The organism is Agrilactobacillus yilanensis, assembly GCF_003946725.1.
Taxonomy (GTDB): Bacteria; Bacillota; Bacilli; order Lactobacillales; family Lactobacillaceae; genus Agrilactobacillus; species Agrilactobacillus yilanensis.
Window position 1 is genome coordinate 44,392 of sequence record NZ_RHOY01000014.1, and the last position, 14,936, is coordinate 59,327.

Annotated in this window: 10 protein-coding genes and 1 pseudogene; 2 read left to right on the forward strand and 9 right to left on the reverse strand. The window is 41.1% G+C overall.

All coding sequences use genetic code 11. From position 1 onward, the window contains the following. Positions 1-51: 51 nt before the first annotated feature. Both EKM93_RS09550 and EKM93_RS09555 read right to left on the reverse strand, forming a co-directional pair. Complete coding sequence (locus EKM93_RS09550; protein ID WP_125715343.1) at positions 52-2,229, reverse strand: L-type lectin family protein; 2,178 nt, start codon at positions 2,227-2,229, stop codon at positions 52-54. 235 nt (positions 2,230-2,464) lie between these two features. Beyond that, positions 2,465-4,636, reverse strand: coding sequence for a lectin-like domain-containing protein (locus EKM93_RS09555; protein WP_125715345.1), 2,172 nt, complete (start codon positions 4,634-4,636; stop codon positions 2,465-2,467). A 231-nt stretch (positions 4,637-4,867) separates the two neighbouring features. On the opposite strand from EKM93_RS09555, the gene EKM93_RS09560 reads away from it, so the two are divergent. Both EKM93_RS09560 and EKM93_RS09565 read left to right on the forward strand, forming a co-directional pair. After that, positions 4,868-5,062 (forward strand): NfeD family protein, encoded by a 195-nt coding sequence (locus EKM93_RS09560; protein ID WP_125715398.1) that lies wholly within the window; start codon positions 4,868-4,870, stop codon positions 5,060-5,062. Positions 5,063-5,079: 17 nt separating this feature from the next. Further along, positions 5,080-5,991: an SPFH domain-containing protein gene (locus EKM93_RS09565; protein ID WP_125715347.1), complete on the forward strand. Its 912-nt coding sequence runs from the start codon at positions 5,080-5,082 to the stop codon at positions 5,989-5,991. A gap of 463 nt (positions 5,992-6,454) precedes the next feature. Here EKM93_RS09565 and EKM93_RS09570 read toward each other — a convergent pair whose 3' ends face one another. The 7 genes and pseudogenes from EKM93_RS09570 to EKM93_RS09600 all read right to left on the reverse strand — a co-directional run bounded on the left by EKM93_RS09570 (position 6,455) and on the right by EKM93_RS09600 (position 14,918). Continuing rightward, positions 6,455-9,217, reverse strand: a complete 2,763-nt coding sequence (locus EKM93_RS09570) for a Cna B-type domain-containing protein (RefSeq protein WP_125715349.1) — start codon at positions 9,215-9,217, stop codon at positions 6,455-6,457. A gap of 402 nt (positions 9,218-9,619) precedes the next feature. After that, on the reverse strand, positions 9,620-10,090 hold the full coding sequence (locus EKM93_RS09575; RefSeq protein WP_125715351.1) for a pyridoxamine 5'-phosphate oxidase family protein: 471 nt from the start codon (positions 10,088-10,090) through the stop codon (positions 9,620-9,622). 32 nt (positions 10,091-10,122) lie between these two features. Then, positions 10,123-10,200 (reverse strand): annotated as a pseudogene (locus tag EKM93_RS13810) (DUF3781 domain-containing protein); the annotation flags it as partial. 180 nt (positions 10,201-10,380) lie between these two features. Further along, positions 10,381-11,253 carry an AraC family transcriptional regulator gene (locus tag EKM93_RS09585; protein ID WP_125715356.1) on the reverse strand — a complete coding sequence of 291 codons (873 nt, stop codon included), beginning with the start codon at positions 11,251-11,253 and terminating at the stop codon, positions 10,381-10,383. Between the two features lie 192 nt (positions 11,254-11,445). Further along, positions 11,446-12,246 (reverse strand): SDR family NAD(P)-dependent oxidoreductase, encoded by an 801-nt coding sequence (locus EKM93_RS09590; protein ID WP_125715358.1) that lies wholly within the window; start codon positions 12,244-12,246, stop codon positions 11,446-11,448. Positions 12,247-12,418: 172 nt separating this feature from the next. Beyond that, positions 12,419-13,786: a 23S rRNA (uracil(1939)-C(5))-methyltransferase RlmD gene (rlmD, locus tag EKM93_RS09595; protein ID WP_125715360.1), complete on the reverse strand. Its 1,368-nt coding sequence runs from the start codon at positions 13,784-13,786 to the stop codon at positions 12,419-12,421. Positions 13,787-13,883: 97 nt separating this feature from the next. Further along, positions 13,884-14,918: a diacylglycerol kinase gene (locus tag EKM93_RS09600; protein WP_125715362.1), complete on the reverse strand. Its 1,035-nt coding sequence runs from the start codon at positions 14,916-14,918 to the stop codon at positions 13,884-13,886. Between the last annotated feature and the right edge of the window lie 18 nt (positions 14,919-14,936).

Sequence of the window (14,936 nt, forward strand, 5' to 3'; positions counted from 1 at the left end):
TCTGAGGCCTCACTTTTTTATTTAACCTAGTTTTATAATTTAGTTGACTTCTCAAAGACTGTTCACCGCTGTCCAAGTAATCGTCCCTTGATAAGTTCCAGGTTCATTATAGTCTGAAGTTCTTAATAAAATACCAGTGGTTGGCTGCCATTGCGTGGTCAAATCTGTCGTCTGCACGCCAAGCCCACTTTTAACCCCATGACCCACAGAAATTGGTGTATCCGATAATGGGGTTATTTGCCCTGAATCTGCAACATAAATTAACTCACCATTTAACACCGTTTGATCTTGAAGCAGTTTGGTGGCCTGGGCTTGAATGTGCCAGTTAAGCCCAGGTGCTCTGCTGTCGATCACTTTAATCATCCAATTGTCTTGACGCTGAATAATTTGATGCGCCTGACTGCTGAAGCCTTGTTGAAAATACAGATCAGCCATCGGTTCTAATTCTAAAACACCGATTACATTAATTAAATAAGTAATCACATTTGATTTTAAACCCGTTTGATCTTTAAGATAAACTTCCAATACATTGGTCCCCACATGCAACGCTTGATGGGCTATATTGATGTTGAATGTTCCTGCAATTTGACTGGTCTCTTGGACATTACGGCTAACTAATGCCCCATCGTTTAATTTTGTATAGAGTGTCTGTTGCTGATTTACAACTTCATGATTATCTCGATACTGAATTTTACCCGAAATAAAGCCGTCCTCACCAATTTTTAAGGCCATTGGGTTTGGTGTTTGTTCCATGATCCCCAATTCTGGCCGTTCAATCTTGAACGCTGGCGTTGTGGCATCCGTAATCAGTCGTCGACCTGCAAAATGAGAAGTTGTCGCAGCTACCTCTGTATCTGTCGTTACACTTTCCACCGTACCCACTAATTCAAGCGTTGCCGTATTATTATTAAGATTTAAATTCTGTTTTAAAGCAACTTTAATTTCATTTTCAGTTAAGTTTTGTAAATCAATACTGTCTTGTTGCCCATTTTGATACGTCACCTTGCCGCTGGTATAAGATACTTGCTGCGGCAACCGCAATGTTGCTAAAATTGAACCCCAGTCTTCAGAGCCGCTATTATAATGCAGCTGATAATTTACGGCTAATGTATCCCCTACATGCACCGTATCATCTTCATTTAAAACTCTGTTTTGGACAACATCTTTAATTTGTGCGGTAACATCCCCCGCCACAAAAGCGGGCATTGATTCAAAAATAACTAAATTGTTTTCGACCTTGTTCCAAGTTGTGCCTGTAAATCCCCAAAGGATTTTGGAATCCTGGGTTGCTAAAAAAACAGTCGGGTCCACTGGCACCGTCCGTGTAATCGCTTGACCAGTAGGCGCTCCATCTGGCAGCCCCGGTTCATCAAATGCTTTATCGTTAAATGTGTATGTAATCTGCTTGGCAATCGGATCCCAATGAATACTCAAATGCCGCCACTTACCATTACTCAAATACCGGTCATTACCGGTGAATTCATCACCCAACATGACAACACCGCTGTGATTCATCATCAAACTCATAAAACTGCCATTAAAAGGCGTGTAAGTTGCAGGTTGACCCGGATAGGCAGATGCAATGTGATCTGAAAGACCATTACTAGGAAAAGTTAAGCCATTATCAAAGTTCGCATTCGCCGCCCACTGATTATTCACCGGCGTATCTTTATGGCTGTCAAACTCCAAAGCCCAACTATTTTGAATTGCGCGTTTGGCGATCGCTGAAATCCCATCAACGCCTGGTGTCGTTCCCCAGACCCCCAGTGTTTCACCACCTTCGCCTTTGCCGTTGCTATTTAATGAAAAGGCCTCTGTTTTATGTTTGTCATTTTGTAAAACAAAAGCCATCCCATTACCAGCATTTTCAAATCGATTCCCAAAATATAACCACATCGACATTGTTTGTGCTTTTGTAATATCAAAATAATTACCGGCGCTGGCTTTAGACCAAACTGAACCGTAAACCCCCGCCTGCTCCGTCGTTAAAATAATTGGCACAACGGACGTCCCCGTTGCACCAAAACTCGAATTATTAAAAGTCCCGGGAATTGTCCCCAAGGTAAATAATTTATCTGCATCGGGCAAACCATTTGGCAATTTTTTAGTCAGAATATCGTTAATCTGTTCGCCATAAGCTACTGTTGGTTTATAGAGCACATTGCAACTGATAATGAATACCATACTAATTAAGAAGAAAATAAAGTATTTTATTTGTTTTATAGACACCTATTCCACCTAAGCCTTATTTGACGACATCATATTCGGAGTTCTATCATCTTTTAGCTTAGGGTTTATTTAAAACAAGGTCAATAATTTAAAGATCAACTTTAGATAAAATGAAGTTTATATTATTAATTTTATTTTATTTTACATCCCCTACTAATATATTACTATAAATTGACAAATAAATAGCGCTGGTAAGGCGTATTAACGCGCTTTATGCCAGCACTATTTTAATCTTCTAAATACTATTGGTTGCTGTCCAAGTGATGGTACCCGTGTAAATACCGGCATTATTATTACCGGTTGTATTTAAGAATAAGCCCGTTGTAGGCACCCAGCCTGTAGAAATGTCCGTTGTCGTGGGATCATCCCCCATCTTTGTCCCTGAAGCCACGGTTGTTGGATTATCCGTAATTGCCGTTTGATTACTATTAATATCTACATAAATGATATCGCCATTTAACGGCGTTGTTGTTTGCATCAGTTGGCTGGCAGTTGCTTGAATGGCCCACTTTGAACCTGATGTGCGCGTATCTTCTAACGTCACAGTCCAATCGCCCTGTCGATCCAAAATTTGATGGGTGTCACCAGCGAAACCTCTTTCAAAGGTAACCGCCGGAGTTGCTTTTAAAACAAGATAGCCGGTCATGTTAATAGTATAAGTGATCGTATTTGATTTATTGCCATCAGCATCCCGGGCATAAACCGTTAATATATTCACACCAGGCTTTAACCCCTCAGCAGGCACCGTAATTTTATAAGTCCCGTTAGTACTGCTCTCTACGCTAGCCAAAGTGCCCGTTTCAGTAGTAGCTTCATTGAGTTTTGTATAAAGGGTAACTTTAGTGTTATCAATCGTCCCGCCGCTAGTATAGGCCATAGTACCGCCTAAAACCGCATCGTCACCTTGCTGAATGTTCACCGTATTGACCGTAGTGGCAATTGTTAAAGGTTTTGCTGACTTAATTACAAAATTATTGGTCGCTGCCGTAGCAATCAAATTAGTGCCCTTAAAAGTAGATACTGCCGAAGGTACTGTAGCCGTTGAGCCTAATGTTCCCGCTTTGGCCGTCCCAATGAAATGAATATCCGCTCTAGCCACACTGCTGTCCAAAGCCTGCCCCAACGTTTGACTCATTGCAAAATTACTTAGTTTGCTGACATCAATGGTCTCAGCAGGTTTATCCGTATTAGGATAAGTGATCTGCGCCGTTGTGTAAGTCATACTCTTAGGCAAGCTAAGACTGGCCACAATATTTTGCCAAGATTGATTCCCACTTAAATAGCTTAATTGGTAGTGGACATCTAATGTGTCCCCAGCGATTACTGCATCCCCACTGGCAACGGTTCTGCCTTGCGTGACATTTTGAATTTCTGCAGTGGCCTCTGCTTCAACTAAAGAAGGGATCGATTCAAAGATTACAAAGTTATTTTCGCTGGCAGAACCGGTTGACCCGGTAAAGCCCCATCTAACTTTAGTATTCCCATCGGTCAAATTCAGCTTACTGATATCAATAGGGACCGTCCGGGTCACGGCTTTACCTGAAGGCGAGCCGTTTGCTTGTCCATCAACATCAAAGTTCTCATCATCAAAGATATACGTCATTTCTTGGGTTGTAGGATCCCATTGCATCTTTAAATGCCGCCATTTTACGTTACTTAAAATCTTATCGATAGTGCTGCTAAAGACATCTCCTAATTTCACTAAGCCTTCATGGTTCATTGAAAGGTCTGTATTATACGTCGCAACTTCTCCTGGATAATTAGAGGCAATATGGTTATTGTAGTTTGTGTCACCTAAGCCAAGATTGATATCAAACTTATTATCATTTGCTGGATTAGCACCTTTCGGATTAAGATACGTATCAAATTCTAAAGCCCAACTATTTTGAATCGCTCGAGAAGCCGTAACTTCTGGCGTGCTGCCATCTTGCGTAGAGCCCCAAACACCTAACGTTTCACCACCGATACTGCTGCCCCCAGGTCCTTGAGCAAAGGCACTGACGCCTCGAGGATCATTTTGCATGACAAAAGCCATCCCGTCCCCGCCATTATAGTAACGTGCACCAAAATACAGCCACATGGACATAGTTTGCCGTTTGGATAAATCAATATAATTGTCAGCGGCCATGTTGGACCACACGGATCCAACACGATTATATCTCGCAGGCGTTATGATGATCGCCGTTGTCCCATTACCATCACTTGGTGTATAGAATTCTGTTGAGTTATAAGAAATGTTACCAAGTGTAAATAATGATTGTGTAGAACTTAACCCTCTGGGATAGGCTCTTCCAAAAACATCTTTTGGTTCTTCATCAACCGCCCTGACAACTTGGTGATCCATCACTAAAAAAGCCCCCAACCCACAAAGTAGTCCCAACAACATGTAATATAGTCGCTTTTTCATTGTGATACCCCCAAGCCTAAAACCTATTGCAATAACCCCAAATAAAAATAATTGTTTCCTTTAGTAAGACAGATTATATAAGGTTATTCTTCTAAAGGCTATTTTTCAGCTTGTGAATAGATATTCAATGTTGGCATCTAAATAACTTCTAATTTAACAATTGTTCTTTTAATTGAGGATAGTTATTGCTATGCTATGTAAGGGGTCTGTTTGAGATAAGGAATGATGACAATGTTAGATCAACGTTTAATCGGCCAACGATTCACTAATACAACCGCAACAGATTCGGGAACGGTGCGTTTCTTTGGTATTCTTTACCGTTATCGTCTCACAGAACCGGTTGCCATTGGTGAAATACTGGAAGTTACCGAAGTAACACCAAGTTATTTGCTTGTCCAACCATATATACCAGAACTTAAATACTAATTGAGGGGTGCTATTTTATGTCCATTATTACTTGGATTATTGTAATTGCAATTATCTTATTTGTTTTATTTATTATCTTTTCATCGTTTGCTATCATCCATACTGGTGAAGTTGGGATTGTAGAACGTTTAGGGGTTTATGTCCGTTCCTTACAGCCCGGCTTACACGTTGTGGTGCCGATTTTATACCGTATCACTCAAGTCGTGAATCTAAAACAGATTCCTATGCAAATTAATGAGCAAGAAGTTATTACAAAAGACAACGTTGTCGTTAGAGTTTCCGAAACTTTAAAATATCATATTACCGATGTGGACGCTTTTGTTTACAAAAATAAAGACTCCGTTGAAAGTATGATTCAAGACACCCGGGCACAACTTCGGGGCATTATTGGGAATATGGACCTAAATGAAGTCTTAAACGGTACCGAAACCATTAATCACTCTTTATTTGAACAACTAGGTGACATCACCGCCGGCTACGGTCTTAATGTAGATCGGGTGAACATTGATTCCATCGAAGTTGATCAAGATATTCAAGAATCTATGAACAAGTTGCTCCGAGCTTCTAGAGAAAAAGAAGCCAACATTATGGAAGCAGACGGCTTAAAACAAGCTGCCATTGCTAAAGCTGAAGGTTTAAAGCAAGCTAACATTTTGGAGTCTGAAGGTAAGAAACAAACCCAAATTTTAGAAGCCCAAGGTCGGGCTGAAAGTCAACGTTTACTCGCCCAAGCTTCTAGAGACCAAATTGACTTTATTAATGAAGCTTTAAAAGAAAACGCCCCCGTTTACTTGCAATATCGTAACATCGAAGCCATGGAAGCCTTAGCCAATAGTGACACAAACACCGTTGTTATGCCAAGCCAAGCCATCGACAGCCTCGGCCAACTCCCCGCCGTTAAAAACCTGTTGAAAGATAAAAAAGATTAGAGCGCGAACTAGAGCGGGAAAGCCTCGAGCACTAACCTAGAATCTTGCAGGGTGTCGTCAGACACACAAGAGATTCGTAGTTGGGTGAGAGCTTTGCTCTAGTGAGCGCGTTTCAAGATCAGAGCGTGACCAAAGACGGGTTGATTTTGAGCATAGCCTAGACTAACGCCGTGAGCGGTTTTCGCTTACAAGTTAGACGTAGCTAAGCGCAGAAATCAGTCTTTGGGAACGCGTTTTTAGAGCCAGAGCGGGAACTAGAGCGGGAAAGCCTTGAGCACTAACCTAGAATCTTGCAGGGTGTCGTCAGACACACAAGAGATTCGTAGTTAGGTGAGAGCTTTGCTCTAGTGAGCGCGTTTTAGAGCCAGAGCGTGATCCAACACAACCTGAACACAGTAAAGAATCCAGATCAAGATTAATTCTGATCTGGATTCTTTATTTGCATTACCTTAGATACGTTAAACTATTTTTTTAATCGTTTAACTCTGAATTTCTTTTGATAGATAAAAGCAGCTGTTCCAACAAGCAATAATCCTAAAATGACTGCCCATTGATTATGCTTTTCGCCAGTTTGTGGGAAATCACGGGCTTCGTCCTTAGCCGGTGTCGATGTTGTTAACCCAGGTAATGCCGGCTCTGGTAATAATGGTGTCGGCGTTGGTTTCGGTGTTGCTGTACCTGGTATCGAAGGACTTGGCAAGACTGGTTTACTTGTATCTGGTTTACTCGTATCTGGTTTACTTGTATCCGGTTTACTCGTATCTGGTTTACTTGTATCTGGTTTGCTTGTATCCGGTTTGCTTGTATCTGGTTTACTCGTATCTGGTTTACTCGTATCCGGTTTACTCGTATCTGGTTTACTTGTATCTGGTTTGCTTGTATCTGGTTTGCTTGTATCTGGCTTATTTGTATCTGGTTTGCTTGTATCTGGCTTGTTTGTATCTGGTTTACCAGGATTTGTTGGTTTTTCCGGATTCGTTGGATTCTCCGGGTTTTCCGGGTTCTCTGGATTCTCCGGGTTTTCCGGATTCTCTGGGTTCTCTGGATTCTCCGGATTCTCTGGGTTCTCTGGATTCTCTGGATTCTCTGGGTTCTCTGGATTCTCCGGGTTCGTTGGATTCTCTGGATTCTCTGGGTTTTCCGGATTCTCCGGGTTCGTTGGATTCTCTGGATTCTCTGGGTTCTCCGGCTCATCCTCGTCATGATACGATAAGGCGTTGGTAAGGATGATATTACCAGAATCTTTATCATCCACTGAGGCCAGGTAATCTTCAGAGATATTTAACTCTTTCACGGTATAATGAATTGCCGTACCATCTTGATCGAGCGCTAAGCCTTGCCAAGTGTGTGTCCAATCTTCATCAGCACTTAATGTCACTGGTTCGCCAACTTTTTCACCATTAGCATATAGCTGAACTAAAACACTCTCCGGTCGCGTTTCTGCAATATTACCCATATCATCCCAACGTTTAGTTACCGTAACATTCATTTTATCTGGCGTATAGGTGTTAATTAAATTGTAGCCTTCTACTGTCGCAGAATAATCTGGAACATGGTCTTCTGTAATTGTATAATCTACTTTTTGACCATTTTTAAATGTCGGTAAATTATCAAACGTATACTGCCAATTATCTTCAGCGGTCACCGTTTTTGTCTGAACAAGTTGTCCATTACCCAGTAGATTTACGGTAATTGACGCTGGCCGCTTACCAGCTTGATCAGCGTCATCTTCCCAAGTTTTTGTTCCGGAAACACTAGTACTCGGCACATTGTACATCACCATTTTAACGGTTGGTTGTAGATCGTTATCAATGAAAAACGGCTCCGGTGTGCTGTTTAAAACGTACCCTTCAGGCGCTTGTGTCTCCACGAAGGAATAGTCACCAGCAGGTAGGTTTTTAATAAAAATCTGCCCTTTCTCATCGGTTACTAAATCCTCATAGCCGGGAACAACGCGATCTTGGCTATCTAGTAGCTTAAAGTGAACCCCGGCTAAAGGTGCGTTGGTAATTTGATCTACTTTAGTAAGTGTCACACTACGGTTCGTTCCTAAACCACTGCCGCCTTCACCAAGTACAACCGTTTTGATGCCGCTATCATTAAACAAGTGTCCATGGGTGATATCAGCCCCTTTGATGCCTACTGAATTCGTTAGTGCCATCCGGCTGCCATCTTGCAGATAAGGGCTGTTTTCATTCAATGTCGATGTATAAAGGACTTGGATATCTCTTACGATTGCCTGCTTAAATTTAAGCGTAAAACCCGTGTCTGATATTTCTAAGACATATAAATCAGCCGGGACAACTCTTTGTTCATTGGTATAGGTTATTTGAAATGAATCTTTATCAATGGTTTGATTGTCCAAGTTCTGTAGAGTGTCCGTTACAACCGCATTTTCAATATCGTATTCTTTTGGATTAATCCGCATCTGCCACTGAATCTGACGGTAGCGACCATTAGCTTGTTGATTAATCGCCCAGCCGTTTTTAGCAATATATTCTGCCTGATGATCATTAGGTTTTTGACCGGTAACGGTTAAATAAATATTACCAGTACGATCTAAGGGATGATTGGTATAGTAATCTGTCCAAGTAATGGTCCCGGTACTTTGACCTTCAGTAGCTACAAATTGGCCAACCACATCCCCATTATCATTTTTAATCGCAAAATTTTCATTTTTGATAAATTGTGCGCCGTTTGGCAAAGTTAAAATGGAGGTGTCGCCACTGATCACTTCAACATCATTGCCGAAATTCCAATCGTAATGAATCGCATGATAGTCACCTAAAATCCAATCCGTCGCATTTGTAATCGGCTGACCATCGCTGTCTTTAGCATCTAAAATACCAATGCCACTCGTCATAAAAGTAATATTATTAATTCGTGGCTGCTTAGCCTGTGGCGTTGGTGTTTCTGTAGGTGTTGTTGGTGCTGGTGTCACTGGCTTAGCAGGTTCTGTTGTCCCTGATGCTGGTGGCGCCGTTTCAGTCGCTGGTGATTCCGTGACTCCCGGTGTCGCTGACGGCGTTTCAGGAATTGTCGTTGTTTCAGATGGTTTCTGAGCTGTTTGCGCCATTGTGCCAGCTGTTTTGGCGGTACTTTCTGTGCTTTGTGTCACCGGTGTTGTATCAGCTTTGGCAATTTTTGTTTGAGAAGCTACCAAACCGATTGAAAACAAGAGAACCACAATGGCTAATAAGCTGAATATAAATTTTTTGTTCTTCAAAGTTCACCCTTCTCCCTAATTCTAATAACGTGAACTGAGTGCGTTTAAATAACCTAATTACTAACATATCGCTAATTTTTTACAAAACTAGCACGTTTGTTTTAAATAAATTTGCACAAACCTGCATCGCTCACTAATCGCCTTATGAAATACAGCAAATTTTAAACCGATCGTTATCATCATTAAGTGGAGAATAAGGCATTCATTTAATTATTATTATCTAACCTCGCCTATATTATATCAGAAAATTCTAAAAAAAACATATTTTTTGAGTATTAATCAATTAATCATATCGAATTCTTTTTCTTATAAAATTAGATAACAGGCACAATAAAAGCCAATACTCAGCATTATTACGCCAAATATTAGCTTATTTTGTGAACCTATTTATTTAAAATTTTATTACTTTTTACGCGCTTTTCCGGTAATGTGTTCAACCTTAATTTGATAAACCGCCGTCTTATCAGACATGGCTTTGATATACTTTAAACCTTTTGCTTCAAAATTCTGTGAATACTTTTGAATCAGCAACTCCAAGGCCAATTGTTTTACATCACCTGAAACCTCTACCGCTTCTCCAAAGGCAATGACACTTTCATATTTAGTCGAAAACTTATCTGGTAAAACCTCGGTATCGCCCACAACGGTAAAGCTAACTTTGGCATTGTGTTTTAGATTCTCTACTTTTTGCCCCACATCTGGCGCACAATGAAAATAAATTGCGCCATCTTTAGTCACAAAACTAACCGGTACCCCGTAAGGATAGCCGTTTGTCCCAATCGTTGCTAAAATGCCATAAGCTGCTTTTTCCAAAACTGCGGGTAATGCCTCTGGGGCTAATGCCCGATTTTGTCGTCTCATTTCTGCAAACATGTTAAGCGCCTCTTTTTATAAATTATTAACAATCATTTTGTTTTATGTGCCGTTATGATTGTAAAGCTATAGACATTGATCGTTATCCTGCAATAGTCAACCTGCACATACCAATCTTTCCTTGCTGCGTAATGCTCGCATCTTTTAAAGTTATTTTAGCTTTGCACCAAACCAACTTTCGCACTTTTTTAAGTCTTTATTATAGCATAAAAACTCACTTAGCAATAAAAACCGACAGCCAGAGTAGACACTGCTACTTTGGGCTATCGGCGTGCATTATTCAATCAAATTCACGATAATTTACAAACTGGAATCCAAATTTCACTTCGATAATTTATCTTAGACGTATCTGGACTTTCAGACCACAATAGCTCTGGCCCGCCTGTGAGTTCATAACCCGAAGTTGGAAACCACTCACCGTAGATTTTTGCCCAAGTCGCTTGCAAGGCTTCCGGAAATTGGCCAACAACGTTAAAGACCGCCCATTCTGACGCTTCAACCGCTAGCCTGTCAAAACTCGTTTTTACCGTCTGAGTTGTTGCTACCCCTAAATACTGATCTAATTCACAGCCTTCAACTCTCTCGTCAGCAAAGTTAGCAGAGACATTCAGCATGCCCTTTGGTTCAACATCACTTAGGGCTTTAAGTTCAGCTATGATTTCCGGTGTTAGTTGCTGTACTAGCGAATCCATTTGATGATTAACACCTTCAAATTGTAAAGTCACCCTTTTCTTAAAACCAATTATTTGGAAAGCTTCTTTTTCGACAATCCTGTAATCCATTGTTTCCCCACCTTTTATTGTCAGTTGAAAGGTCATTGGTAGCAATATTTTCAATTGAACAGCACCTTTTTTTATTTGTGAAGGATTGACACCATGCATTTTTTTGAACGCCTTACTAAAAGCTTCCGGTGTTTCGTAACCAAAATCTAGTGCAACGTCGCTAACTTTTTTAGCCGTCGACTGCAAAACATTAGCAGCTAATGATAATCGACGACGGCGGATGTATTCCCCCAAAGGCATGTCCGCCATAAACGAAAACATGCGGCGAAAATGATAGTCCGAACACCCCGCAAGTCGCGCGATTTGTGCGGTATCAATATCCGCCATCAAATGCGCCTCCACATAGGCCATAGCCTCATTAAATTGTTTTATGATATTCAACTGTGCCACCTTCCTTTCACAAAAAAGTATAGCAAATTCAACCCTCAGCTTCCTGTTCATTTTCTTGCAACTATGGACCGATTTTTATCTTAAAATTAAAAAAGCACTTCATCTTAACCGATGAAATGCTTTCACTTTTTAATACGACTCGTCATTTTTTAACCCATTCCCGTAATACAACAGCTAACATTCTTATGGGCGCAGTCCCATACCGCCTTCAAGCGTGATCGTTTCACCACTCATGTACTTAAAGTCTGGGGATGCTAATTGCACACAGACACGCCCAATCTCAGCTTCACAATCACCATAATGGCCCATTGGTGGCATATGCACATTGGCCTCAAATGCCTCTGGATACGCTTTTTTAAAATTCTCAAGTTGCGCTGTCCAAGCAAGGGGGCATACGATATTCACATTGATCCCATCCTTACCCCACTCATTGGCGGCCACTCGAGATAGCCCCCGAATCCCTTCTTTTGTGGCGGCATAGGCACTTTGTCCAAAATTACCAAATAAGCCAGCACCAGAAGCGAAGTTAATCACTGAACCTTTGGACTTTGCCAAGTACGGATAACATTTTTGCATATAAAGAAATGCCGCATAAAGTCCAGAATAAATAGCCAAATTAAACTGATCCAATGTGTGCTCCGCTAACGGTACGCCCGAAGCTGAAGCTTGGGCATTATTAATTAACACATCAATGCCGCCAAATGTCGCTACCGCCTGTTCAATAACTACATTAACCGTTGCTTCATTATCCTTACCCGCACTCACATCCGCTACGACCGGCAATACTGAAATACCATACAGACGCTCCAATTCTTCTTTAGCATCCGTTAACTTCTGTACATTACGACCGGTGATAACTAAATTAGCCCCTTCTTTCGCATAAGCCGTCGCAATCCCATACCCAATTGACCCACATGTGCCATCACTTAAAGTCGCCCGGCCAGCACCGGTAATGATTGCCGTCTTTCCTTGTAAAAAGCCCATTTTTTACCCTCTTTTCTTATATTTACTATAGGGTAGCTTAGCATAGCAGAAAGGCAATCTCAAGGTATATTGATAATTATTTCACAATGTAAATAATCTAAAAATAAAAAGAACTCTGAAATAATCGCCTGTCACAGCAGCACTTTCAGAATTCTTCAAATTTAAATCCTTTTTATTTTGTTAATAAAGTTACACTTTCCACATGGGTTGTCATTGGGAACATATCCACTGGCTGTGTTTCTTTAGCTGTATAACCTTGGGCACCGAATAACGTCAAATCCCGAGCGAGTGTCGCTGGATTACAACTAATATAAACCACTTTTTCAGGGGCTACTTTGCCAACTGCTTCAATAAATTCAGGTGCTAGGCCTTTACGTGGTGGATCCACGACGACAACATCTGCTTGTAGACCCTCTGCCTGCCAGGTCAACATGACTGTTTCAGCTTTACCCAAGGTGAATTCCGCATTGGTAATGCCATTTAGTTTTGCATTATGCCGGGCATCTTTGACCGCATCTTCAACCACTTCAATCCCTTTGACCGCCTTGACATGCTTCGCCATGGATAAGCCAATAGTACCAATACCAGAATAAGCATCAATCACAGTTTCAGTCCCTTGAAGATCCGCCACATCAATCGCTTTTTGATAAAGCACTTGTGTCTGTTGTGGATTCACTTGATAAAAAGATAACGGGGAGATATCAAACTGCAGCCCTAACAATTCATCCCGCAATACGGGTTTGCCCCAAAGAACTTTTTGCGTCTTCCCCAAAATCGCATTGCCCTTACTAGGGTTGATATTTTGAATCACACTGGTGACTTCTGGAATTTCAGATTGAATCATGGCAATTAACGTCTTAGCTGAAGCTAATTTCGTACTGCGCGTTACTAAAACCAGCATTAATTCATGCGAATAATAGCCGCGCCGCACCATAATATTTCTCAAAACGCCCGTATGGCGAATTTCATCATAAGGTTCAATGGCTAAACGGCGAATAATGGATTGCAGCGCCGCAATAGCTTTATCAATTTCTGGATCTTGAATAAAGAAATCCGTCATTGGCACTAACTGGTGACTCCGTTTTCTAAAGAAGCCTACCGTTGCTTGCCCATTTAAGTTCCGGACTGGAATTTGAGCCTTGTTCCGATAATGGGTTGGATCACTCATCCCTAAAGTTGGTAAAACATTGATTGCCAACTGTGCTTTTTGAAAAACATTTTCAACTTGTTTTTGCTTAAATTGCAATTGCGCTGGATAAGCTAAATGTTGGAGTGGCGCAATACCTGTTTGCGTGTATTGCCGATTTTCTACAGTGACCCGATCCGCACTTTTCTTAAGGATCTTTTTAGTTTTAGCAAAGCCGTATTTTTGACCCACTTTAGTTACTACTGCTTCAACGATTTCTCCAGGTAGTGCGTCGCTGACAAAAATTGGATAGTGATCAATCTTAGTGACCCCTAAGCCGTCATAAGATAGATCTGTGATCTCAAATTGTCTCTGTTCGTTTTTTTCAATAGGTGCTTCAATTTTTGTTTTCATATTTACCTCGTTTTTTTTAGTCGCCGTTAAGCTTAACGAATTTTCTGCAAAAAAACAAGTCTACCCACAACAATTGTAGCTAGACTTATCCTCAAAGTTATTCTACTTTAGGTGTTTCAGAGGCCGCCAAATCAGTGGCCGCGACTTGATCTTCTAGGTTTTCTACCAATCTTTTACCGTCTTCACCATAATCTTCAACCGGCATAATTTCTGCTGGAATAGCATCTACATCTGCAAAAAATTCAATGTGCTGCTTTAAGTTTTTAAAGCGTACAGGGGCATCTCCACCGTATTCCCCGTCTAAATTAATCATCATGCGTTCACCATTTTTAGTTTTAGCTACTAATTTTTTAGTTTTCACATAAATAATATTCGGATCGTCGACGTGTTTGCCACCATTTAAGACTAATGCTAATAATTTGATCATTTCAGCAACATTAGCCGCCTTCACAATAATTAATGAAAAGTGGCCGTCGCCTAAAGAAGCATCCGGAACAATTTGCTCCATGCCGCCAACGGAATTCGTCAATGCCAAAAAGAACATCGACGCCGGGCCATCGTAAGAACCGCCGTCGTATTCCAAATGCATTTGAGTTGCTTTTGCCCGCATTTTCGGTAGCATTTCTGCGCCCTTCATAACATAGGCCAAGTAACCCAAAATAGACTTAAACTGAGAAGGTACTTCATAGGTCAGCTCTGTCATGAAGCCCCCGGCCGCAATGTTAATAAAGTAAGCATCATTGGCTTGCCCAACATCTAGCTTGATTGTTTGCTTCTTCAAAATAATTTTGGCAGCTTCTACAGGATCTTCACGAGGGATCTTCAAAGCCCGGGCATAATCATTCGTTGTCCCTGCTGGAATAATCCCGACTTTCGGCCGTTTTTTTAGTCCAGCAATGCCGTTAACAACTTCATTAAGTGTCCCGTCACCACCAGCAGCAACAATTAAGTCAAATCCTTCTTTAGCGGCTCTTCTCGCTTCTTTAGCAGCAGAGTTAGGCTCCTTGGTGGTTTGAAAAGCACTGGCTTCATAGCCCGCTTTTTCTAAAATATTCAAAATTTGGCCAACACTTCTTAAAAGCGTTTCATGCCCTGCGGTTGGATTATAAATTAATCTTGCTCGGACTCTCATGTTATCCCTCTATATCCT

Excerpts from the sequence above, each read along its gene's own strand:
- rlmD (WP_125715360.1), bottom strand. The coding sequence starts at position 13,786 with ATGAAAACAAAAATTGAAGCACCTATTGAAAAAAACGAACAGAGACAA.
- EKM93_RS09560 (WP_125715398.1), top strand. The coding sequence starts at position 4,868 with ATGTTAGATCAACGTTTAATCGGCCAACGATTCACTAATACAACCGCA.
- EKM93_RS09575 (WP_125715351.1), bottom strand. The coding sequence starts at position 10,090 with ATGTTTGCAGAAATGAGACGACAAAATCGGGCATTAGCCCCAGAGGCA.
- EKM93_RS09565 (WP_125715347.1), top strand. The coding sequence starts at position 5,080 with ATGTCCATTATTACTTGGATTATTGTAATTGCAATTATCTTATTTGTT.
- EKM93_RS09590 (WP_125715358.1), bottom strand. The coding sequence starts at position 12,246 with ATGGGCTTTTTACAAGGAAAGACGGCAATCATTACCGGTGCTGGCCGG.
- EKM93_RS09555 (WP_125715345.1), bottom strand. The coding sequence starts at position 4,636 with ATGAAAAAGCGACTATATTACATGTTGTTGGGACTACTTTGTGGGTTG.
- EKM93_RS09600 (WP_125715362.1), bottom strand. The coding sequence starts at position 14,918 with ATGAGAGTCCGAGCAAGATTAATTTATAATCCAACCGCAGGGCATGAA.